This window comes from Paenibacillus sp. P4_A9, from assembly GCF_056402415.1.
The window spans coordinates 378,047-399,686 of sequence record NZ_JBFUHL010000001.1 but is presented as its reverse complement, the minus strand read 5'-3'; the positions used below and the strand labels follow the sequence as shown (position 1 = coordinate 399,686).

Annotated in this window: 20 protein-coding genes; 9 read left to right on the top strand and 11 right to left on the bottom strand. The window is 46.1% G+C overall.

Going from position 1 to position 21,640, the window contains the following annotated elements:
- The first annotated feature begins 37 nt into the window (after positions 1 to 37).
- Both AC1DVJ_RS01855 and AC1DVJ_RS01850 read left to right on the top strand, forming a co-directional pair.
- On the top strand, positions 38 to 1,522 hold the full coding sequence (locus AC1DVJ_RS01855; protein WP_477587886.1) for a glutamate synthase subunit beta: 1,485 nt from the start codon (positions 38 to 40) through the stop codon (positions 1,520 to 1,522).
- A 165-nt stretch (positions 1,523 to 1,687) separates the two neighbouring features.
- Complete coding sequence (locus tag AC1DVJ_RS01850; protein ID WP_477587884.1) at positions 1,688 to 2,149, top strand: hypothetical protein; 462 nt, start codon at positions 1,688 to 1,690, stop codon at positions 2,147 to 2,149.
- Between the two features lie 61 nt (positions 2,150 to 2,210).
- Here the strand turns inward: AC1DVJ_RS01850 and AC1DVJ_RS01845 are convergent, their stop codons facing one another.
- Together AC1DVJ_RS01845 and AC1DVJ_RS01840 are read right to left on the bottom strand one after the other, a co-directional pair.
- Positions 2,211 to 2,906, bottom strand: coding sequence for a response regulator transcription factor (locus AC1DVJ_RS01845; protein WP_477587882.1), 696 nt, complete (start codon positions 2,904 to 2,906; stop codon positions 2,211 to 2,213).
- Between the two features lie 25 nt (positions 2,907 to 2,931).
- A complete protein-coding gene (locus tag AC1DVJ_RS01840; RefSeq protein WP_477587881.1) occupies positions 2,932 to 4,134 on the bottom strand; it encodes a sensor histidine kinase in 1,203 nt (400 codons plus the stop codon).
- Positions 4,135 to 4,296: 162 nt separating this feature from the next.
- On the opposite strand from AC1DVJ_RS01840, the gene AC1DVJ_RS01835 reads away from it, so the two are divergent.
- Positions 4,297 to 5,232, top strand: coding sequence for an ABC transporter ATP-binding protein (locus tag AC1DVJ_RS01835; RefSeq protein ID WP_477587880.1), 936 nt, complete (start codon positions 4,297 to 4,299; stop codon positions 5,230 to 5,232).
- On the top strand, positions 5,225 to 6,163 hold the full coding sequence (locus tag AC1DVJ_RS01830) for an ABC transporter permease (RefSeq protein ID WP_477587879.1): 939 nt from the start codon (positions 5,225 to 5,227) through the stop codon (positions 6,161 to 6,163). The genes AC1DVJ_RS01835 and AC1DVJ_RS01830 overlap by 8 nt, the downstream gene beginning before the upstream one ends.
- 53 nt (positions 6,164 to 6,216) lie before the next feature.
- On the opposite strand, the gene AC1DVJ_RS01825 is transcribed toward AC1DVJ_RS01830, so the two are convergent.
- From AC1DVJ_RS01825 to AC1DVJ_RS01815, 3 genes are all read right to left on the bottom strand, one after another.
- The gene (locus tag AC1DVJ_RS01825; RefSeq protein WP_477587878.1) at positions 6,217 to 6,951 is read right to left on the bottom strand and encodes an HAD family hydrolase; all 735 of its coding nucleotides are present in this window, start codon (positions 6,949 to 6,951) and stop codon (positions 6,217 to 6,219) included.
- Positions 6,952 to 7,033: 82 nt separating this feature from the next.
- Positions 7,034 to 7,489, bottom strand: a complete 456-nt coding sequence (locus AC1DVJ_RS01820; RefSeq protein ID WP_477587876.1) for a bactofilin family protein — start codon at positions 7,487 to 7,489, stop codon at positions 7,034 to 7,036.
- A 1-nt stretch (position 7,490) separates the two neighbouring features.
- Positions 7,491 to 8,531 carry a peptidoglycan DD-metalloendopeptidase family protein gene (locus AC1DVJ_RS01815; protein WP_477587875.1) on the bottom strand — a complete coding sequence of 347 codons (1,041 nt, stop codon included), beginning with the start codon at positions 8,529 to 8,531 and terminating at the stop codon, positions 7,491 to 7,493.
- Between the two features lie 196 nt (positions 8,532 to 8,727).
- Here AC1DVJ_RS01815 and AC1DVJ_RS01810 point away from each other — a divergent pair, with 196 nt between their 5' ends.
- Positions 8,728 to 9,819, top strand: coding sequence for a ParM/StbA family protein (locus AC1DVJ_RS01810; RefSeq protein WP_477587873.1), 1,092 nt, complete (start codon positions 8,728 to 8,730; stop codon positions 9,817 to 9,819).
- A gap of 79 nt (positions 9,820 to 9,898) precedes the next feature.
- On the opposite strand, the gene AC1DVJ_RS01805 is transcribed toward AC1DVJ_RS01810, so the two are convergent.
- From AC1DVJ_RS01805 to AC1DVJ_RS01790, 4 genes are read right to left on the bottom strand one after another with little or no spacing between them, the layout of a single operon-like run.
- The gene (locus AC1DVJ_RS01805) at positions 9,899 to 11,278 is read right to left on the bottom strand and encodes a GerAB/ArcD/ProY family transporter (protein ID WP_477587871.1); all 1,380 of its coding nucleotides are present in this window, start codon (positions 11,276 to 11,278) and stop codon (positions 9,899 to 9,901) included.
- A gap of 44 nt (positions 11,279 to 11,322) precedes the next feature.
- A complete protein-coding gene (locus AC1DVJ_RS01800) occupies positions 11,323 to 11,553 on the bottom strand; it encodes a hypothetical protein (protein ID WP_477587870.1) in 231 nt (76 codons plus the stop codon).
- A 3-nt stretch (positions 11,554 to 11,556) separates the two neighbouring features.
- Entirely contained in the window at positions 11,557 to 12,729 is a 1,173-nt protein-coding gene (locus AC1DVJ_RS01795) for a Ger(x)C family spore germination protein (RefSeq protein WP_477587868.1), read from the bottom strand.
- A complete protein-coding gene (locus tag AC1DVJ_RS01790; protein ID WP_477588060.1) occupies positions 12,726 to 14,213 on the bottom strand; it encodes a spore germination protein in 1,488 nt (495 codons plus the stop codon). Before AC1DVJ_RS01790 ends, AC1DVJ_RS01795 begins: the two co-directional genes overlap by 4 nt.
- Positions 14,214 to 14,589: 376 nt before the next feature.
- Between AC1DVJ_RS01790 and cls the strand changes: the two genes are divergently transcribed.
- Positions 14,590 to 16,002: a cardiolipin synthase gene (cls, locus tag AC1DVJ_RS01785; protein WP_477588058.1), complete on the top strand. Its 1,413-nt coding sequence runs from the start codon at positions 14,590 to 14,592 to the stop codon at positions 16,000 to 16,002.
- A gap of 27 nt (positions 16,003 to 16,029) precedes the next feature.
- Here the strand turns inward: cls and ligD are convergent, their stop codons facing one another.
- Positions 16,030 to 16,920: a non-homologous end-joining DNA ligase gene (gene ligD / locus AC1DVJ_RS01780; RefSeq protein ID WP_477587867.1), complete on the bottom strand. Its 891-nt coding sequence runs from the start codon at positions 16,918 to 16,920 to the stop codon at positions 16,030 to 16,032.
- Positions 16,921 to 17,074: 154 nt separating this feature from the next.
- Here ligD and AC1DVJ_RS01775 point away from each other — a divergent pair, with 154 nt between their 5' ends.
- From AC1DVJ_RS01775 to AC1DVJ_RS01765, 3 genes are all read left to right on the top strand, one after another.
- Positions 17,075 to 18,760, top strand: a complete 1,686-nt coding sequence (locus AC1DVJ_RS01775; protein ID WP_477587866.1) for a hypothetical protein — start codon at positions 17,075 to 17,077, stop codon at positions 18,758 to 18,760.
- Positions 18,761 to 18,903: 143 nt separating this feature from the next.
- Positions 18,904 to 19,470 carry a sigma-70 family RNA polymerase sigma factor gene (locus AC1DVJ_RS01770; protein ID WP_477587865.1) on the top strand — a complete coding sequence of 189 codons (567 nt, stop codon included), beginning with the start codon at positions 18,904 to 18,906 and terminating at the stop codon, positions 19,468 to 19,470.
- A 4-nt stretch (positions 19,471 to 19,474) separates the two neighbouring features.
- The gene (locus AC1DVJ_RS01765; RefSeq protein WP_477587864.1) at positions 19,475 to 20,197 is read left to right on the top strand and encodes an anti-sigma factor; all 723 of its coding nucleotides are present in this window, start codon (positions 19,475 to 19,477) and stop codon (positions 20,195 to 20,197) included.
- 17 nt (positions 20,198 to 20,214) lie between these two features.
- Here AC1DVJ_RS01765 and AC1DVJ_RS01760 read toward each other — a convergent pair whose 3' ends face one another.
- Positions 20,215 to 21,507 carry an arsenic transporter gene (locus tag AC1DVJ_RS01760; RefSeq protein ID WP_477587863.1) on the bottom strand — a complete coding sequence of 431 codons (1,293 nt, stop codon included), beginning with the start codon at positions 21,505 to 21,507 and terminating at the stop codon, positions 20,215 to 20,217.
- Positions 21,508 to 21,640 lie beyond the last annotated feature (133 nt).

The following is a 21,640-nucleotide window of genomic DNA, read 5'->3' as shown; positions in this document are numbered from 1 at the left end:
TTTTCTGGCCAACATGCTCAGGAGGGATTAAACGTAAATGGGTAAACCAACCGGTTTTATAGAACACGCTCGTGAAGTGGCATCCGAAGCTTCTCCTCTGGTCCGAATCGGCCATTGGAAAGAGTTTGCGACACCACTAACTCAAGATAAATTACAGACACAAGGCTCTCGCTGTATGGATTGCGGGATTCCTTTCTGCCACACAGGGTCATTAATCAGCGGCATGGCCGCTGGTTGCCCCGTGAACAACCTGATCCCAGAGTGGAATGATCTCGTGTACCGCGGTCAATGGCGCGAAGCCTTGGATCGTCTCCACAAGACGAATAATTTCCCGGAATTTACGGGCCGTGTTTGTCCAGCGCCTTGTGAAGGCTCTTGTACAGTAGGCTTGAAGGATACGCCGGTTACGATTAAAGCAATTGAAAAGGCGATCATCGATAAAGGCTTCGATGAAGGCTGGATCAAGCCTGAACCGCCGGAAACGCGCACTGGGAAGAAGGTAGCGGTTGTGGGTTCAGGTCCTTCCGGACTTGCGGCAGCAGCGCAGCTGAACAAAGCAGGACATTGGGTTACCGTGTTTGAGCGTGCTGACCGTGTCGGTGGCTTGCTGATGTACGGTATCCCGAACATGAAGCTGGACAAAAAGTATGTCCAGCGTCGTGTGGATCTGCTTGAAGCCGAAGGCGTGGCGTTCGTTACAAATGCGCATGTCGGTGTGAACTATCCGATTGAGAAGCTGCAAGAGGAATTCGATGCCATCGTCCTGTGCGGCGGGGCTACGAAGGGCCGCGATCTACCGATCGAGGGTCGTGAGCTCGGCGGCGTGCATCTGGCGATGGAATTCCTGAGCAAGAACACGAAGAGCTTGCTTGATTCCGAGCATGCTGATCGTGAATTCATCTCTGCCGAAGGCAAAGACGTTATCGTTATCGGCGGTGGTGACACCGGTACTGACTGCGTGGGTACTTCCATTCGTCATAAATGTAAGAGCGTGACGCAGTTCGAGATCATGCCGAAGTCACCGGAAACACGTCCAGCGAACAACCCATGGCCGGAATGGCCAAAGGTGTTGAAAGTGGACTACGGTCAACAAGAAGCGGCTGCTATTCAAGGCGACGATCCGCGTACGTACTTGATCAACACGAAGAAATTCGTGGGTGATGAGAACGGCAACTTGAAAGAGCTGCACACGGTTCTGATCGAGTGGCAGAAGAATGAGAAGGGTGCGTTCGTACCGGTCGAAGTACCAGGCAGCGAGAAGGTTTACCCAGCTCAGCTAGTGTTGATTGCCATGGGCTTCACAGGACCTGAGAACACCGTGCTTGATCAGCTAGGTGTTGCCAAAGACGAGCGCTCCAACGCGAAAGCGGATTACGGGAAGTTTGCTACGAACGTAGACGGCGTTTTTGCAGCTGGCGATATGCGTCGCGGGCAAAGCCTTGTAGTTTGGGCGATCAACGAAGGACGCGCGGTAGCACGCGAAGTGGATCGTTTCTTGATGGGATCATCCAATTTACCATAAGGATCGCAGTAAGACTGCTTGCAGGTAGAAATTCTACTTGCAGGCAGTTTTTTATATTTCATTCACATTAATAGATAAACGTGAACATTTTCGAATTCTCATGTACAATAAGAAAAAGCGTAGTCCATGCATGGACTGCAAGATGTACGGGATGGAGGAAAGCGCATGAAGAAAGAAGATCTCCTTACAGCTGCGGAATTGCAAGCATTGCTAGCAGGCAATGAGGAGAATACAGAAGAGCTTGAAGAGCCGCACGGTCCGCAGGATCTGAATTCTTTGCAAAAGGAAGTAAAGCTACTGTCCAAGCAGGTAGCGGAGCTCCAATTGCAACTTCATGAGCAGTTTGAACTCCAGAATAGGCAGCAAGAGCAGTTTCTACGATTATGCAGACACGAGCTAGAGAATAAGCTGCATGAGCAGCTAGTCAATACGATCGTGATCCATCAACATGGGGCGAATCAAGAAGATCGCGTGGAACTTCATGGTGTTGTTGAGGAAGCTGTACAAGATGTAGTAACCGTAGCTAAGACGAAAGAAGAGGATACGCAAGCAACATTATCAAGAGTAAAGAGCTATAGTAAGATTCGCAAAAGAAAAAAGGGCTTTCTCGAGAAGCTATTCGAGTAAAATGCGTAAACAAAGACCGCTTCTTCCAAGGGAAGAAGCGGTCTTTGTTTAGATTTCTAAGCTATACCATTCCTTCCTCATGCGCTTTCTTAGAAGCCTGAACCCGATCCCGGACGTCCATCTTGGAATAAATGTTGGAGATGTAGTTCTTCACGGTGCCTTCGGACAAGAATAGCTTCTCAGCAATTTCACGGTTGTTCAGGCCATCGGCGATGCTGTGCAGCACCTGTAATTCACGCTCACTGAGGCCGTAGGTCTCTGCACGAACGCTATCCTCTTTATCTTCAGAAGAGGAGGAAGCTCCTCCGCTCTTGTCAACCCCGCTACGCGCCTGCTGCACGAGCATCTTGGCGATATCGTGCGGGATTAGTGTGCCGCCTTGATGGACCCATTTAATCCCTGTGGCGAGGTCTTTAGGGTGAATAGCCTTTAGTAAGTAGCCTTCTGCCCCTGCACTAAGCGCGTCTACAACGTAGCTAATTTCCTGGAAGGTAGTCAAAATAATAACACGGATGTGCGGCCAAGCAGCCTTAATCTGGCGAGTGGCTTCGACACCATCCATAGTTGGCATATGAATATCCATGAGCACAACATCGGGCTGTACCTCTGTACATAGATTAACCGCGACTTGTCCGTTTTCTGCTAAGCCAACGACTTCAATATCAGGGTCCATACCGAGCACGATGTGCAAGCTTTCACGTATTAAATCCTGATCATCGACCAGGAGTAGTTTGAGCGGAGCTTGGTTTACAGTCATTGGGAAACAATCCTCCTCACAGTGATTAAAAGGTTGGGAACCGTTTTACGGGAATGAAACAATGGACAACTGTCCCTTGCTCAGGCAGGGAGCGTACCTGTAACGTACCCTGCAATGCTGATATACGTTCTTGCATGCTTTTAATGCCGAAGCCCAGTGTAAGTTGCTCCGTTCCAATACCATCATCTTCAATGCGAAGGGAGATCTGATCATCCGCATAAGTTAGCACAATGTCAATGCTCGTTGCACGTCCATGACGCTTCGCATTGGTCAAAGATTCCTGCAGACAGCGAATAAGTGAAAGTTTGGTTTGCTTGGGAATCTCGAATTCCTCACTAACCTTCGTGAAATGGATCTTGGTGCCAGTGTGCAAAGCGAATTCGTTAGCAAGCCGGGATAACTGCTGGGAGAGCAGCAGATCTCCCTCTTTGGGAACCATCTGATGTATGCTGCGTCGCACCTCTTCGAGGCCGCCGCGTGTCACGTTTCGCAGGACGTCGAGCTTCTGTTTGGCCTTTTCAGGGGATACTTCGATCAGATAAGAAACGGCATCCATCCCCATAATGACGGAGGTGAACGTATGACCTACCGTATCATGTAATTCTCGAGCCATTCGATTGCGCTCTTCTACCAAAGTAAGCTGCTCGATCTGGTTAGCGTACTGCTCTAAGACGTTATTTTGCTCATGAATCAAATGATACTGACGTTGGTTTTCCTCAAGCAGCTTCTCCGTCTTCTCGTTAGAGGTGACGGCACGTTGTAAGCTTAAACCGATTGCGAAGAAGAGGACGGCATTCAGGATAAAACTAAATAGTTGCCCAACCCCCATGCCGCTGTGAAGAAGAAAAAAGTAAGTTACAGGCATCCCCAACATGAAAATGGGGGCGGTCCACCAAGCATTTTTTCGGTCGGTGAGGAATCCAATGACCATAATTGGGCAATTAATGGTAAGTAAGGCGTCTTGCTCCATCCAAGCCAAGTAAATTTGCAGAGGGATACCGGTTAGCAGAACAGCAATCGGATACCCTGTAGGGTTAATATATTGGGGTCTCCAGAATAGGAAAGGAGCCCCGTAGGAGAGTAAAATAGCCATTATCGTTAACAGAATGTGGGTGAATGGTTGTTCATAGATGTGAAGGCAGCTATACAGCAAACCAAGCAGTGCAGCGCCGGTCAGTACAATGAACAATGACCACTCTACACCGTGCCACGGTCTTCTTTGGATCATAGATGAGCTGCTCCTTTACTCACGGGTCTTATCTTTCTATTGTACATAAAATTGGAAAAAATCCATAGTGAGCTCAGTCATATGACTTATTAATAAGTTGGCATGACAGCGGAAGTAAGGTACGATTGGATGATATTGGATATAAATGAGAGGGGATGTAGAATGTCAGCATCACATGAGGCTAATTTACCCATCGTACAGGTGGATCATATTTCGAAACGCATTGGTTCCAAGACCATTATTGATAAGTTAAGCTTCGATGTACCGCGCGGTGAGGTGTTTGGTTTTCTCGGGCCGAATGGCGCGGGCAAAACGACAACGATCCGCATGATGGTTGGACTGATGTCGATCTCAKAGGKGGATATACGCATTGGCGGGTATTCCATTCGTACGCATTTTGAACAAGCGATTCGTCATGTTGGGGCGATTGTCGAAAATCCGGAAATGTACAAATTTCTAAGCGGCTATAACAATTTGGTGCATTATGCCAGGATGATTCCAGGCATTGAAGAAGATCGGATTCAAGAGGTGATTGATCTTGTGGGGATGACGAATCGCATTCATGACAAGGTGAAAACTTACTCCTTGGGGATGCGGCAACGGTTGGGTATCGCGCAGGCACTTCTACATAAGCCTTCGGTGCTTATTCTGGACGAGCCCACCAATGGGTTAGATCCAGCGGGTATACGGGAGCTTCGCGATCATTTGCGAAATCTTACCCGAGAAGAGGGGATATCTGTTATCGTTTCTTCTCACCTATTAACAGAGATGGAGCTCATGTGTGACCGCGTTGCCATTATCCAAAATGGTAAATTAGTGGATGTTCGACTTATCAAAGAATTTGTCCAGGAGGATGGCAAACAGCAGGTCGTTTACGAAGTAGATGCCGTTGAGCAAGCGGTGAAACTAGCCTCTGAACAAGGTTTACAAGTAGAAGTCGTTGAGAAAGAACTTGTTATGAAGCTGGACAAAGAAGAAACGGCGATGTGGAATAAGCGATTTGTCGAGGCGGGAATTGCCGTATATGGCATCCGTATAACAGCGAAGTCGCTGGAAGATCAATTCTTAGAAATGACGGGAAGTGATCCTATTGCTTAATCTTATTAGAAATGAGCATATGAAAATTTATCATCGACTCCGAACATGGATTCTAGCGATCTTGTTGATTGTCATTGTTGTGCTTACTGGCGTGTTATCCCATTCGGATTACCAGAAAGACGATAGTTGGAAGGTCAGGGCTGCAGAAACCATCGAGCATAATAAAACAGAGCTTGCAAATTCCGATTTTCCGGAAAAATTTAAGCAGAAAATGCGAGAGGATAATGCGCTTCAGCAATATATGCTGGATCATAATTACCCGCCTATGGAGAATACGCTGTGGGGTGGTATGATGACTGCGGCAGGATTAATTGTGCTAGTGGTTACCTTATTCGCTGTTATTATTGCAGGTGATATGGTGGCAGGAGAGTTTACTTGGGGAACCATCAAGCTGCTGCTCATTCGTCCCGCGAGCAGGTCGAAGATTTTGTTGTCGAAGTACCTGACAACATTAATATTTGCGGCTACCTTACTGATTCTCTTATTCCTTACAGCTCTGATTGTCAATGGCTTCTTATACGGCTTTGATCGGTTGAGTCTTCCACATTTGACTGTCAATGCAGCCGGAGAAGTGCAGGAAAAGAACATGCTGATCTACATACTCGCGACGTATGGACTAAAGCTAATCGAGCTCGTCATGATCGTCACGCTGGCCTTTATGATTTCAACGGTGTTTCGCAGCGCCTCACTCGCGATAGGTCTTAGTATTTTCATTATGTTCGCAGGTCAAATCATCACACTTGTGTTTATGCGTTACACATGGGGCAAATACTACCTATTCGCGAATACGGATCTCACACAATATCTGGAGGGACAGCCGTTAGCGGAGGGAATGACGCTGGGATTCTCCATTACGATGCTCGTTCTCTACTTCTTATTATTCAATGTACTTTCCTGGGAAATATTCCGCAGACGCGATGTCGCGGCTTAACGACAAAAGAACGATCCTTCCGGTTCAGCTTTCACCGGGGGGATCGTTCTTTCTCATTTCTTAATGTACGTGTGTATCGCATCCGGTACTTCCAATAGCGACGGCAATTGGTAGAACGCTCCCTTTGGCGTAATATCAATCGTTCCATTGTTAAATACCCAGTCATCTACAACAGGAATGTGAATCGCATGGATACCTGCATGCAGCGCTGGCAGGACATCCGTAGTGATTGAGTTTCCGATCATCCACGTATGCTGGCGGTCAAAGTTCTGCTCGTGCATCAGCGTGTTCATAAACTCACGGGTCTTGTGCACAGTGACAAAGATACGATCCTGAAAAAATTCGTCGAGGCCTACATCCTTGATTTTCTTCATTTGGATGGAAACGTCTCCGCCCGTATACAGAAATAAGTTATGGCCAGCTTGCCCAAGCTTGTGAAGGGTTTCGTTCATCAGCGGATAAGGCTCAACGGTGTAACTATAGACCGTGTGTCCGAGCTGCATGAGCCAGTCCGTTTCTTTGGCACTAACAGGACGGTTGTAGTGCTGTGCGAACCATTGATAGGTCTCGACGAACGACTGAGGAAACCGCTCCGGCATAAAGCCATGAATTTGAATGCCAGCTAGATCGATATCCAATTGCTTTTTTTTAATGTCCTGCGTAGTCAGTCCATGTCCGGCGTACCAAGTTAGCATCAGATCTACGAACTGATCGATAACAAAGTCAAAATATTTATTACAATGCACCAACGTGTCATCAAGATCAAATAGGATGGATTGTTCTCTCATAGTTCCATGTCTCCCGCATCAGTTAGAAATGAATTTCCAACTAGTATATCATGCAGCTAGCGTAAGTCCTAGCTAAACGGAGTTACATAGCAACTGTGTTGCCTTTATACATAGGTTCTGGCGCAGCAACAGGTCGATTCCCAGTCTCAGGCTCGTTGTTAGGAACGGGCACAGGAACGGTTGCTTTCATAGTTTCCATTTTGCTGCTGCCTTGGAATACACCGCCTTCCTCAATGATGAAAGAGGCTGCGCTAATATTGCCATGCAGGGAACCTGTAGAGGTAATAGTCAGTTTTCCCTTGGTCGTAATATTACCTTGTACACTGCCCGCCAAAACGACATCTCGCGCTGAGATATTGGACTTCACAACACCATGCTCGCCAATAATAACATCGCCAGCGCAATCGATATCTCCGGTAATTCCGCCCTCAATGCGAATGCTTGCCTCAGATTTAATCCGGCCTTCAAAGCTAGTTCCCTCACCTATCAGCGTATCGGTTGTATTTGGATTCATGAGGTTTTTAGTTTTTTTGAACATGTTAGTTGTCATCCTTTCGAATCGATTTAAGATAAGGCTTGGGATCGACGCTTTCGCCGTTTTTGAGTACTTCATAATGGAGGTGTGCCCCTGTGCTGCGGCCAGTGGATCCGACTAAGCCAATTTTACTGCCTTTGTCTACGGAATCACCTTTGTTTACTAGAATTTTATTTAAATGCATATACCAGGTGCGTAAGCCCTTGGAATGTTCAATCACAATGTTATTGCCGTGATAAATGTCTCTCCCTGTGCTGACGACTTTACCAGCCGCTGTTGCAAATACGGGATCATTCTCATGAGCACCGAAATCAATGCCAGAATGATAACTCGGTATCTTGGTAAATGGATCTGATCTGTATCCAAATGGCGAAGTAACAACCTTCGTGCTAGTTGGCCACAGCGTTGGTGTTATGAGCAGCTGCTGTTGTTTGTCGGCTACCTTCTGTTTCGTTTCAGTCAAATTCGTTTGCAATGCTTGAACTTCACCATTAAGCGCAGTGAAGGACGCAATTGTATCTTGACCCAGCTTGAGAATGACATCTTGCGTTACGGGATTTGGGCTTCCTCCCACACCCGTTGAAGGGGAAGACGTATCCGCGATGGGTTGATTGGCATCTTTTTTCAACTTATCTGTGGATGATTTGCTTGCAATGGCGATGTTACTTGGTTCGTGATCGATCCCAGCTATGGTTTTGAGATCACTCTCGAGCTTCTTTACTTCTTCGACCTGAGTTTTCATATGTTCGGCTTGCTGGGACAGTTGAATGACTTCATTTTGCAATTGTTCGATGGCTTCATCTTTAGAAGTTAGCGCTGCGCTCCATTGTTGATTGGCACCACTCAGCTTCGATTGCAAATCACTTGCCTGTTTCAAGGAATGTGTATGCAAAATATATATCGATATGGAAATCAGCATTAGCAAGGAAAAGCATGCTGCTGCGATGTAGGCTACTAAATGAGGAATACGAAACCTGACGACTGATTGATTAGCGTCTGGGATGATGACCAATGTCAGTTTCTTGGGTTTCCACTTAAGCTTCATAAGGGCTATATTATCTCCTGTCGTGGTTGAATTTGGTAAAAGGTTCTGTACATCATTCGTCATATTGTGCTAAAAACCTGCCTTCAAACCCGCTAGTCCTAGCAAAATGAGTCTGAAGTAGGAAGGAATCCTGTCGTATATGATCGAATGTACTAATACAATTACAGAAAGCTGTAGATTTGGAGTGGAGGCACACATGATTAAGCTTGCAGGTATTGACATAGGGAACGATAGTATTAAGCTGGTGCTAGATGGGTCTAGAGAACCATTGGTGATACCGAATATCATTGCGCCTGGCTACGAAAGACACATTTTACAGGAAGAAGATTCACCGTGGAAAGCGTTGGATGTTGTCATCTACAGTCCGAGTCTTTCACAAAGGAATCAGCGTTATTTCGTAGGGCAGCTTGCCCTGGAGCACGAAGATAACTTAGAGCTGGAAGATACGGATAATAAAGCGCTATCGGATCAATCCCTCATTGTTGCACTGACTGCACTTGCTTATCAGGGTCTCTCGAACCAAGCAGCTAACCCTGGCTACGGTAATGTTGACGAAGTTGAATATACGTTGGGCACGGGTTTACCCGTTCGTTCTTTTCCGAAATACAGTCAGTCCTTCGAACATCGGCTTCTGGGTGAACACGAAGTGACGTTCCTTTCTACACCGCAATTCCATAATCGTAAAATCAAAGTTTCGATTCGCAAAGTAGCTGTCTCCATTGAAGGTGCTGCGGCCATGTTTCACATGGCGACACATGATAGCTTGCAAGTCAAAGACGAAGAAATATACAACGGCTGCATAGGCGTTTGTGAAATCGGCGCGTTGACGACAGATTTCCCAGTTATCAAACGCATGGCGATTGATAACCATTTTAGCCATGGCGAGCAAATCGGTATTGCTACTTACTTGGATGCCATCATTCGTGATGTCGAAGATGCGTATGGTCATTTGTTCCCAAGTCGTGCGAAGCTCGCACAACGCGTGAAGAATCGTCAATTTACGATTCAACTTCCAGGGGAAGGCCAAGTGGATATTCGGCCGATCGTGGATCAGCATTTCCGTCGTGCTGCCGTACGTATGGTCGAGATGATCAAGAAACGCTGGCGTAAATGCCCAGATATCCAATGCTTTTACGTGATTGGCGGCGGTGCAACAGCACTGAAGCCGTACATCCAAGACGCTGCAGGAGCGATGAAATTACGCTTCACTACGGATAGCGAATACTTAAACGTGCAAGGCTACTTGAAAGTAGCAAAAAGCCGGTTAAACCAATCGGTTCCAGTTTAATCATATAAGGCACCCGCTGACGCGGGTGCTTTTCCTCATTTGTATAAGCATTCCTCCAATATAAAATTCAGCGGCAAACTTACTGGTTGCCCGATTCAGCTTGCTTCAGCTTTGACAATTCCATGTATGTTGTTAACGTGCTTAGGAAAAGGCAAATGCCGAAGCTCATCGCACAAAGCTTACCCATCCATGGAGAAGTCGTACCGAGCATCAGTCCAGTAAGAACACATACCACGCAAAGAATCAGCAGCACATTACCCGACCATAACCATTTCGAAAAAGATAATTGACTAGATAGTTTACTGGACTCATGTTCAGGATTATTTGCAGTTCCGCTCGTTCCCTTTTTACCGCTATCTGTTGGGGCAATCAGGACTTCAGATGAGCTGCTGTTTGCTGCCTTTCGCTGTTTCATCAACCCTGCGATGACAAGAATCACCATAACGAGGGGTTGATAGGCAAGAATGATTACGGGAGAGCTGAAATTGGAATAGGCCAGAAGCTCTGTGGTGCTTTTAAATGATAGAAGTGTACTTAGTGTCATCAACAACGCAATAGGCTTATTAACAACTGGATAGTTTCGATCATGAAATAGGGAGCTAATGCCGATTAAGAGCGCCAGATAGATCGCAATGACTTTACAAGTAACGGTTGGAAACCAAATCATCAGCATGATGAGATCTACGCGATCGAGAAAGTCAGTCACGTGTATCATTTGGATTAGATTATAAGTTGGATAAGAAAAGTTGGCAGGCATCTTTGGACCGAGTACTGCGATAATTAAGAATAAAATGAGTGTAAGCAGGAAAACTCCAAGCAAAGAACCGTGCCGAATCGCTGATCGCACATGATTAGCATTACTAAGCAGATGGAGAAACGCGCCTAGAATGAAAATATCGCCAGCGTTTCCCAGTGTCAGGGTTGAGCTTGCAAACCAATGCTGAAGGGGCATCGTCATGGTTGGCGTTAGGAGCTGCAGGTCGATTTCATTGGAAAGAAGCAGCGGCATGATCATGATGGTACAAACAAAGAGCGGATAAAATAAGTCATTCACACGTGCGATTACCTCAACACTCGATTTGCCAAAATACATAAGCAGGACACAGGTAAGTAAGATGAGTATTTCCAGTGGTGTTACGCGCAGCAAAAGCGTAGTGTTGAACCTTGATATGGAGGAAATATCTCGAATGATAATTTGCCAGAAATGAAAAAGAATCAATAAATTGACAGCAGTACCTGCCCATTTCCCCAGCAGTATCTTGGAAATTTCGAATATATTGTGCCCGGGGAACAGTTTGACCAGGAAGCCAAAAAAGGCAGCAATCAGAAACACATAGAAAGTCGAAAGCAAGTAGGAGAACCAGGCATCCATTTGATTAATTCGAATTAATACGTTCTGTAATGTGAGGATACCTCCGCTCGTGACAACGGATGACGTCAACCAAGAGAGCTGACGCATGTTAATGACTTGTTTCGTATCGATGGGGATCACCGCCTTTCTGATTAAATGCCAAGCACACGCGCGAACCAAGGGGAAACCATTCGAATAAAAAAATAGGTTGGCATGGGTACATGTACTTGAAAGTATTCACAGGCAAATAAGACAAGGGTCAAACCAACTGTCAGTCCATAGATGATCTTGCTGCCTGTTCTCGCTAATCGCAGCATACTGCGATCGATGAGGTAGGAGCCTGCAACGATGAGGAGAAATAAGATCACGAATATTGAATTCATGGGTTACATCCCTTCCGTCGTCACATTGCGATTAATGACGCCTGTATTGGGTATAGACGCTTTGACGACAATGTGGAACTCCGCTTCTTTAAAATAATGCTCCCAATCACCCTCGAACTGTTCTTTCCACTTCTTCGGATAGGTACGCCACACTTTGAGGCCGAGTTGTGCAGAATCTGTACCTTCCTTTTGCATCTGTTTAATCGAAGCTACAATGGCATTTTTAATTTGCTCTGCGAATTTATCTTGTATTGTACGAAGAATTTCGGCGCGATACAGATCCTCATTCGAATGGTCTTCTTGAACAATGCCTTGTGCTTCTGCGACAACATCGAAAATAATTTTATCGTCCTGTAGCTTTGGCGTGATCTTTGTTTTGCCGCCTTGGACAGCAACAGTAATCAATTTATCGTCTGAAGCTGGGAATGTGAACTGCTGCTCTTTCACATGATTGCGCAGCCACATCAACCCATTCGCTTCTTGCTTCTTATAGATACCAACCATGCGATCGCCTTTGAATTGCACATAGCCGACCAACTGAATTTCCTTCGATGGCTGTGCAGCCGCCTTCCCTTCCATAGGCTCAAGATAACTCATGATGGGATCGCTTTTAAAACTTAACGTAAGGCCAATTTCTTTCGTAGATGTTGGCATGGATTGTCGGGATTTAGTTAATTCACGGATTACTTCAGCAGGGAATCGTTCGAACTTTGGTTCTGTATTTAGAAGGTCATAACCCTTTCCTTTTGTAGCGACTAGAAAGGTAGTCATCCGATTCTCAGGTGARCGTGGAAAGGCATCGAATATGCTTGAGATGCCCGTTTCCGCGAGTTTCTCACCAATAACAATCGTTCTTCGATGAGCAAGGAAAATGCGCCTTGCCGTCCTCTTTTGAAGCTTACTGATAGCCTCTCTAAAAGTTACTCCTACCTCGGAATCGATGTAATAGCTTTTGTTACCTGACGTACCCCCACTTCCACCGCTGGCGCCTCCCATACTGCCTGGAAGAGGAAACATATAGGCTACGCGATACCTGCCGTCATCTTCCAAATCGGCCGAAGAGGTAAGAACAAACGCAATATCATTGGTTTCTGTCCGATCCCAACAACCTGTAAGCAGTGTTGATGTGAGTAGTATGGTCAGAGAGAGTGTGAGACGCCGTCTGAGAAGATTCATTTGGATTGCTCCTCCTGACTGGCTTTATGTTCATGCTTAATTTGACTGCCGTTTAAGCCCCCTTCTTTCTGAATTTGCTCGGGAAGGTGGCTGCCCAAACTAATGCTATCTTGAATGGCCATGAATTCAGGCCGTTTCCGGTTGAGCCAGATCGGTGCCCGCACGAGGGTATCTTTCATATCGCTGGCGGATAACGGACCAATCGGTGATAGGTAGGGAACTCCGAAGGAGCGCAGATTAGCCATATGTCCTATCAAGATCATGATCGAGAATAAGATGCCGAAGAATCCGAAGATCGATCCAGCCATCAAAATAGGGAAGCGCAGCATCCGGATCGCAATGGCCCCGTTATATCGAGGAATCGTAAATGACGCGATCCCAGTAATGGAAACGACGATGACTATGGGCGCGGACACAATCCCTGCTTGAACGGCTGCTTGTCCTACGACGAGGGCACCAAGAATGGAAACGGCTGAGCCGACCGCTTTCGGGAGCCGAATACCCGCTTCACGCAAGGCTTCGAATGTAATCTCCATGATGAAAGCTTCTACAACCGCTGGGAACGGAATCGCTTCTCGGGATGCCGCAACACTTAGCATTAACGTCGTTGGCAGCAGGTCTTGATGATAGGTCGTCATCGCCACATAGAGTGCTGGGGCTGTTAACGAGAGAAACATGAAGACATAGCGAAGGAGACGTAAGAGTGTGCTGATTTGAAAGCGCTCGTAGTAATCCTCGCTCGTTTGCATAATTTGAATGAAGACGAAAGGTACGATGAGTGCAAATGGCGTCCCATCCGTCAGAATGGCAACACGTCCTTGAAGCAGGGCAGCAGCAACAACATCAGGGCGTTCCGTATATTGCATTTGTGGAAAAGGAGAATAGGCATCATCTTGAATGAGCTCTTCGATCATCCCCGATTCCAAAATAGCATCAATCTTAATGAGCTCGAGACGCTTAACAACTTCCTCGATTAACGAAGGCATCGCCAAGTCTTCCATATAGCAGACGACCAGATTCGTATTGCTCTCTTTGCCGACACTCATGGATTTCATCTTGAGTCGAGGTGTTTTTAGCTTGCGGCGAATCATGGAGGTGTTCGTACGGATGCTCTCTACGAAGCCCTCCTTGGGCCCACGCACGACAGTTTCGGTCTCTGGCTCACCAACGGAACGTTTCTCTGTACCACGGATGCCGAGTAAAATGGCTTTCGCGTTCCCCTCAACAAGCAGGGCAACATCTCCGCCTAAGACAGACGTCAGCAAATCCCCGTAATTATCGGAAATCTGCGTCTGAGACACCGGCAGAATGACATTGGCGATCCGCTCAATCGAGGTTTCGCCGCCTCCGATCAGCATGAGTGATTTCATCGTATCATTCAGTAGCTGTGTATTCGTTAGACCATCCACGAAGAGAAGTAGTGCTGGAATATGCGGATCGATTTCGAATTCACGGACAACGACATCGGAGCATTCCTGAAACATATCCTTGATGAACGTATGATTCTCATCAAGTAGCAGGGAGAGCTTAGTAGTCTTAAAATCCTCGATAAATGGGTAATCAAGCGCTTGATCTAAATCAGAGGAAGGTTCCACTTCGTTTGAAGGCTTAGATGTACGTCTTTGCAAGATGCTTTTCATCAAATATTTGGGTGTTTTGGCCAAGCGAGAGGCACCTCCTGCCGAGATCAAGCTGAAGAAATAAGAATGCGTAGATTATGTTCTGCGAAATAGAAGGATTTTATTACGAAAGTTGGAAAATTTTAATTGCACAGGATTCAATGGAAAGAAAAGGTATAGTACAGATGGCCTTGGCAAAAGCTATTTCAGCATGAAGATGCAGGGATAGGGGATGGTGTTTCTGTTTTGGTTAGTTCTGTTATTGTTGATATTTATTTTTCAGGCAGCTACGATTCTAATTTGCGAATATAAAAGGCCTGCTAAGTCGGTAGCATGGCTAAGTATTCTTTTCATTTTTCCAATAATTGGATTTATTATGTATTATTTCGTTGCAAGGGAATATGTCAGGCGGAAGAAGGTTCGTGGTCACAGCAGCGAACGGGGAGAGATGTTACAGCACAAAGCTAGCTTGGGGTCGAAAAGTGAAATAGATAACTTCTTGTCGGATGAACCGCGCCTTCGTAATTGGCTTCGTCATGTGCCAGAAGCGCCAATTACCGCGTACAATCGGGTAGTGGTATTGACGAATGCTGATGTCACCTATGAGGCAATGTTGGCGGAAATCGGGAAGGCCAGAAGTCATATTCATTTTGAATTCTATACGATTCGCGATGATGCGATCGGTATGAAATTTCAAGAGGCTTTGATTCGCAAAGCGAAAGAAGGCGTGGAGGTCAGAGTTATTTATGATGGCGTAGGAAGTTACTCGCTTTCTAAGGCTTATATCGACCAATTAAAGCAAGCGGGAATTGCAGTACAACCCTTCTTAAAGCCGTTGATCGCTTTTTTTGAAAGACGTTTGAATTATCGGAACCATCGCAAAATTGTCGTCGTGGACGGTTTAGTTGGTTTTGTTGGAGGCATTAATATTGGCAACGAATACGTAGGTAGGGATCCAAAGCTGGGCTTCTGGCGAGATACGCACCTGATGCTGCATGGAGATGCGGTATACGATTTACAGAGAACATTTCTGACGGATTGGTTTTTCGTTAGCGGGGAAAGTATGGAGGGGAGGGTCAATTATCCAACCCATGAGGAGGAGCATACTTCATTAGTTCAAGTCATTTCAAGTGGTCCCGACGCCAGATGGGATGCGATTCAGGAGATGTATTTCGCGGGATTGATCGCGGCGAAGAAGCGGATTTGGATCGCAACGCCGTACTTCATTCCCGATCCGAGCATCATCATGGCGCTTAAATCAGCTGCGATCAGTGGTATTGATGTGCGTGTCATCCTTCCGTACAAGGCAGATTCACGCATCGTTCAATACGCTTCAAGGTCTTATCTGAAGGAGTTATTACAGGCAGGTGTTCGATTCTATTTGTATCGGAAAGGGTTCATGCATGCCAAAATCATCATCGTGGATGAAATTATGGCTACGGTTGGTACAGCGAACGTGGATATGCGAAGCTTTTTCAGTAATTTCGAGTTGAATGCTGTCATGTTTGATCATAAGGTTATTGCCCGCTTAGAGAGTGACTTCGAGATGGATCTGAAGGAATGCATGGAAGTTAAGCTAAACGAATTTGAGATGAGGTCGCGGAGTGAAAAAAGGAAAGAGAGGATAGCGCGGTTGTTGTCTCCTTTATTTTAGATGGAAAAAGAGTAGTTCTATTAAGAGCTACTCTTTTAACTTTGATAGGATCGCATCTAAGTTTTGAGGTGAAACACGGTCGATCAGATCCCCGTAGGTTCGTAATCGGTTCATAATCATCAACTGATTAAACTCACGAGGGCTTGGGTGAAGCTCAACCTCTTTCCAAAGTAAGGGCGTCGATATCGTGGCGTCCTTTTTGGCGCGCGGTGTATAGGGGGCAGAAAGTGTTTTTCCATGCCAATGTTGCAGATAGTCGATATAAATCTTATCACCACGATTCTTCTTGAAACGCTCAATCGTAAACAGCTTTGGATGCATCTTAACCGCATACGCAGCAATAAAATGTCCAATCCTTCGGAGTTCCTCAAATGTATATCCAGGCTGAATGGGGATGTAGATCTGTACCCCAGTCGCTCCAGAGGTTTTGGGGACCGACTGAATGCGCAGCGAATCCAGCACCTCACCGATAATAAGAGCAGCCTCCATGATGCGAGGTTCTTCCTCCAAAGTAGGATCGATATCAATCACCCATTCTGCTGGCAGTGTCTCTCCAATGTAATGGAAGGAAGGATGGAACTCTAAGCAAGTCAGATTCCCAAGCCACATGAGCGTAGATAAGGAATCCAAATTCACATAGTTAATGCCATCAAGCGGGGCTAACTTAACGAAGCTAGGCACGGGATCTGGAGCATTTTTCTGATAAAAGGACTTGTCATCATACCCGTGCGGAAATCGAATCGTCGTTAGATGGCGATTACGGCAATAACGTAGGAGGTACGGCGAGAGCTCACTTAATTTCGTGAGATAATCCGCTTTCGTGATACMTAAATCGGGCCATAGCGGCTTATTCGGATTCGTGATCGTCAACTCATTGCCTTCTACGAGAAGCATTGCTTTCTCTGCTTTGAACGCCATAGGCATGGGAACTCCTTCTGAGCTTGTGTCGTATCTCCAGTTATTGCCTTGGTGAATGGTTCTCAAACAGGGATAAAAAAGCTTTCTCTACTTTCAAACCGCTGGAAGTTTGCGCACGTTTCCTTACTTAGAAACAAGAAGGAGGCATTATAGTATGGTCAATAATGTGAAGAAAATAGGGTTATCCTCATTGGTGTTGCTAGGCATTATAACAGGAGTGACAGCCTTATCCGCCATAGCGGCTGAACCCCTGAAGGTCCAAAGCGAAACAGACGTTGCTGGTAATTTAGGTATTCTGCAAGGTGAAGGCAATGGACTGACTGCGGAGTACTTGAACAAATCAACGACTAGGCTGCAAGCTGCCGTGATGTCCCTCCGACTGCAGGGACTTGAAGCCGAGGCGCTGGCTTATAAAGGAACATCTAGCTTTAAAGATGTAAGCGGCATTTCGACAGCCAATCAGGCTATTCTCGGCTACTTGAGTACGCATCCTGAGCTTGGCTGGCAAGGTACAGATGACCATAGCTTCAATCCGCTTGGAACTGTGACAGCACAACAGTTTTATAAGGTGCTTATGGAATCTTTAGGCTTTAAGCAAGGCTTGGATTTCGAATATGCGAATGTGTTCGATTTCGCAGCTAAGCATGGTTTATCCAAGCTAACGACAGTAAAAGACTTCAAAAACTTACATATTGCTTCTGGAACGCTTGAAGCGTTAAAAGAGCCGATGAAAGGGACGGCGGTAACGTTAGCTGCTGATTTGGCAGGCAAAGGGAAGCTAGATAAGTCAAAGCTAGCTGAGCTTGACAAGCCAGCGTTGAACCTAGTTCAAAGCGATACACTTGGCAGTTATCTCACTAACGATAAAGGAATGACGCTGTACTATTTCACGAAGGATGTTGCAGATGTGAACTCTTGCGTGGGACAGTGTCTAACCAATTGGCCTATTTTTAATTCGAATAACTTTACGGTCCCTGCCGAGTTCAATGCCGCTGATTTCAGCGTTTTCACACGTACGGACGGTAAAGATCAACTTACCTACAAAGGCTGGCCGCTTTATACCTTCATTAAGGATGTAAAACCAGGAGACACCACGGGAGATAATGTTGGCAAGGTGTGGTTTGTTATCAAACCGTCGAACGGTAACGTGGCCTTGGGGACGAAAACGGATCTAGGTAATTATTTGACAGATGGAAACGGAATGGCGCTTTACTACTTCGACAAGGATACGAAAGGCGTGAGTAACTGCACAGGCAAATGCTTGGAGAAGTGGCCTGTATTCTATGCCCCTGCGATTTCTGCGCCGACGGGCATGAACGCCAATGACTTCGGGACACTGGTTCGTTCAGATGGCCGTATGCAATCTACGTATAAAGGCTTTCCGCTGTATTTCTGGGTAGATGACAAGAAAATGGGCGACACCTTGGGTCAAGATGTTGGTCATGTCTGGTACGTGATTGATCCAGCGAAATTCGCAGGAACCAAAGCTCCGAACACATCGGTGAAAACAAGTAAGTCCGATGCGTTGGGCACTTATCTGGTGGATGCAAATGGCATGGCACTCTATATGTTTACTAAGGACAAAGCAGATCCTAATTCCTGTGTAGGTGCTTGCTTAGTGAACTGGCCAATTTTCTACGATGCGAATCTGACCGTATCCTCCGATCTTGGGGCAAGCGACTTTGGCGTATTGACACGGAAGGACGGTACATTGCAAAGTACTTATAAAGGTTRGCCGCTGTATTACTGGATCAAGGATCATCAACCCGGTGACACAACTGGACAAAATGTAGGAAAAGTTTGGTTTGTTATCGATCCATCTCAATTCACGGCAAGATAACGATCAAATAGGGTGCTCCAACATGCTGGAAAATTCAGACATGTTGGGGTGCTTTTTTCTAACAAACTATTGCCAAGACTTCCAGCTGAGGCTATGGTAGTAAGATAATAAAAAGTCATTTCGACTCGGGGTGTACCTGAACAATGCGAAATCGAACAGATGGAGAACTCATGAAGCTGGTCATGGGTAAACACCATCCAGCCTTAGAAGAGCTATACGATAGATATGCAAAGCTTGTGTACTCCTTTGCATTGAAATCCACCAAAGAAGAACAAGCGGCTCGAGAAATCGTTCAGCTTGTATTTACACGGCTATGGACGACGGAGAAGGGGTATGATGCGAGCAAGGGAGCATTCGTCAACTGGATCATCACCATAACTCGGAATATCACGATTGACTGTGTACGTAAGAAGCGGCGAACCGACCAGGATATCCATTTTGAGCCCAAGGAATGGGAGCGATCTTTCGTTTCCAAGGATCAGGATCCACAGATGGTGATGTCTCGCAAATGGATCGGGGAACAAATTCAGGAGGCTTATGTCCATTTATCCGAAAGTCAGATTGAATTAATCAATAAGATGTATTGGCAGGGTTATTCGTTGAGTGAAATTGCAACCCAGACCAATGAACCCATTGGTACGATCAAGAGCCGACTGCATCAAGGCTTAAAATTACTTCGCAAGCATCTGACATCAATGAGGGAGGGATGACGTTATGGAAGAACGAGAGACTGTAGATTGCAGTTATTTGGTCAATTATTTGACTGGCGATTGCACAGAGTGGGAACGCGCTGCTTTCGAACGGCATCTGCGAACCTGTGTCACTTGTCGTGAAGAGTTAAGCGAGTTACAGGAAGTATGGGAGTCCTTGCCTTTTGACATGGAGGAAGTTGAAGTGCCGGCAGATTTGAAGGGGCAGGTCATGCAGTCCTTACAACCGAATCGTATAGAACCCGCTGAGCGTAAGAAAAAGCGTTCTTTCGTGTGGATATATGGCACTTCCGCGGCGATTGTTCTAGGTTTCGTTGTAGGCATTTGGTGGAATAATCAACAACAAGCTGTAAGCCCCATAGCGGGGGCGGCATTAAATCAACCCGCAGAAATCGTGAATACCTATCAGTTGAAGTCTTTTGATACGACCATGCCTGGTGCTTCTGGTACGGCGTATGTGCTGCAAAGTGGCGATAGCCACAACGTGGTCATTAATCTTCAAGGGCTCAAGGAAACGCAGGGGGACTGGACCTATCAGGTGTGGTACAACAAGAGTGGGAAGCGATATAATTGCGGAACGCTGCGTGTGGATGAGAAAGGCACAGGTATACTCACCTATGCCATCCCCGTGAAAGTAAAGGATGCGCAAATCGACTCATTTGGGGTGACTTTAGAGCCAGATCCGAATGGAAGCACGCCGCGCGGGAAGAAGATATTAGGCACTTAAATGTGAGATGTAAGGAATCAAGAAATCACCTGCAACCACAGATACAAACCAATTAACGTGATGAGCAGCGTAGGAATCGTCAGGATAACGCCTGCTTTCATATACCCGCCCCACGTGATTTTCACACCTTTTTTAGCTAGCACATGGAGCCAGATCAGGGTTGCTAGTGAGCCGATAGGCGTCATTTTTGGACCCAGATCGGTACCAATCACATTCGCATAAATAAGGGCCTCTCTCAGGGTGCCCTCTGTTTGTGTTCCCTGAATCGCTAATGCATCAATCAGCACAGTCGGCAAATTATTCATGATCGAGGACAGAATTGCCGCAAGGAATCCCATGCCTATCGTGGCTACGAACAAGCCTTCGTCAGAAATAATATCGATGAGATCGCCGAGAGCATCCGTTAGGCCGACATTTTTGAGCCCATAGACAACCACATACATACCAATCGAGAAAATAACGACTGCCCACGGAGCTTCTTTCAAAATCTTCTTTGTATTGATCACAGGGCTCGACCGGGCAATTAGAACGAAGGCCAGTGCGGCAGTTCCAACTAGCATGGAAACAGGGATTTTGATAAAACCGCTGCACATATAGGTAACTAACAAAATGCCAAGAATCCACCAAGAGAGTCGGAATAGCCCTAGATCCTTAATCGCTTCGGAGGGACGTTTCAGTTCGGTTACCTCATAATGCTCAGGAATTTGTTTGCGATAGTAAAGGTAGAGAACAAGCAAGCTCGCTCCTAACGAGAACAAGCTCGTCACAAACATTCGGCTTGCATAGGTGACAAAATCTATCTCGAAAAAATCGGCCGATAATATATTCACCAAATTGCTGATGATAAATGGAAGTGAAGATGTATCTGCGATAAACCCGCTTGCCATAATGAACGGGAGAACGGCAGCATCCGGTAATTTCATTGCTCTGACCATGGCCAGCACAATAGGCGTCAGGATCAGAGCTGCACCATCATTTGCAAAAAAGGCTGAAACCGCCGCGCCAAGCAGGATGACGTAGACAAACATGAGCTTTCCGTTGCCTTTGGCTAGGCGCGCCATATGGAGTGCGGACCATTCGAAAAATCCAATCCCATCTAGAATAATCGAGATCAAGATAATGCCTACAAAAGCGAGTGTCGCGTTCCATACGATGCCTGTTACTGTGTCGACATCCTGCAGCGAAACGACTTGGAATGCGAGGGCAAGTAAAGCTCCGGCAGATGCTGACCAACCAATACTTAAGCCTTTCGGCTGCCAAATGACAAATGTAATCGTTAGTAAAAATATGATAATAGCTAAATAAATCATGTGATCCTCCTAGCAGACAACAAATGAATGACGTTGTTAATATCTCAAATTTAGGGCTGTCTGTATAGATAAAAATTATAGGAGGGGGTTTGACTAGATAGAAGGTTGCAACCATTTCAGGATGGCAAGACTA

Coding starts and splice junctions, on each gene's coding strand:
- AC1DVJ_RS01855 (WP_477587886.1), top strand. CDS start 38: ATGGGTAAACCAACCGGTTTTATAGAACACGCTCGTGAAGTGGCATCC.
- AC1DVJ_RS01850 (WP_477587884.1), top strand. CDS start 1,688: ATGAAGAAAGAAGATCTCCTTACAGCTGCGGAATTGCAAGCATTGCTA.
- AC1DVJ_RS01845 (WP_477587882.1), bottom strand. CDS start 2,906: ATGACTGTAAACCAAGCTCCGCTCAAACTACTCCTGGTCGATGATCAG.
- AC1DVJ_RS01840 (WP_477587881.1), bottom strand. CDS start 4,134: ATGATCCAAAGAAGACCGTGGCACGGTGTAGAGTGGTCATTGTTCATT.
- AC1DVJ_RS01825 (WP_477587878.1), bottom strand. CDS start 6,951: ATGAGAGAACAATCCATCCTATTTGATCTTGATGACACGTTGGTGCAT.
- AC1DVJ_RS01820 (WP_477587876.1), bottom strand. CDS start 7,489: ATGTTCAAAAAAACTAAAAACCTCATGAATCCAAATACAACCGATACG.
- AC1DVJ_RS01815 (WP_477587875.1), bottom strand. CDS start 8,531: ATGAAGCTTAAGTGGAAACCCAAGAAACTGACATTGGTCATCATCCCA.
- AC1DVJ_RS01810 (WP_477587873.1), top strand. CDS start 8,728: ATGATTAAGCTTGCAGGTATTGACATAGGGAACGATAGTATTAAGCTG.
- AC1DVJ_RS01805 (WP_477587871.1), bottom strand. CDS start 11,278: ATGCGTCAGCTCTCTTGGTTGACGTCATCCGTTGTCACGAGCGGAGGT.
- AC1DVJ_RS01800 (WP_477587870.1), bottom strand. CDS start 11,553: ATGAATTCAATATTCGTGATCTTATTTCTCCTCATCGTTGCAGGCTCC.
- AC1DVJ_RS01790 (WP_477588060.1), bottom strand. CDS start 14,213: ATGTTTCAGGAATGCTCCGATGTCGTTGTCCGTGAATTCGAAATCGAT.
- AC1DVJ_RS01770 (WP_477587865.1), top strand. CDS start 18,904: ATGCGAAATCGAACAGATGGAGAACTCATGAAGCTGGTCATGGGTAAA.
- AC1DVJ_RS01765 (WP_477587864.1), top strand. CDS start 19,475: ATGGAAGAACGAGAGACTGTAGATTGCAGTTATTTGGTCAATTATTTG.
- AC1DVJ_RS01760 (WP_477587863.1), bottom strand. CDS start 21,507: ATGATTTATTTAGCTATTATCATATTTTTACTAACGATTACATTTGTC.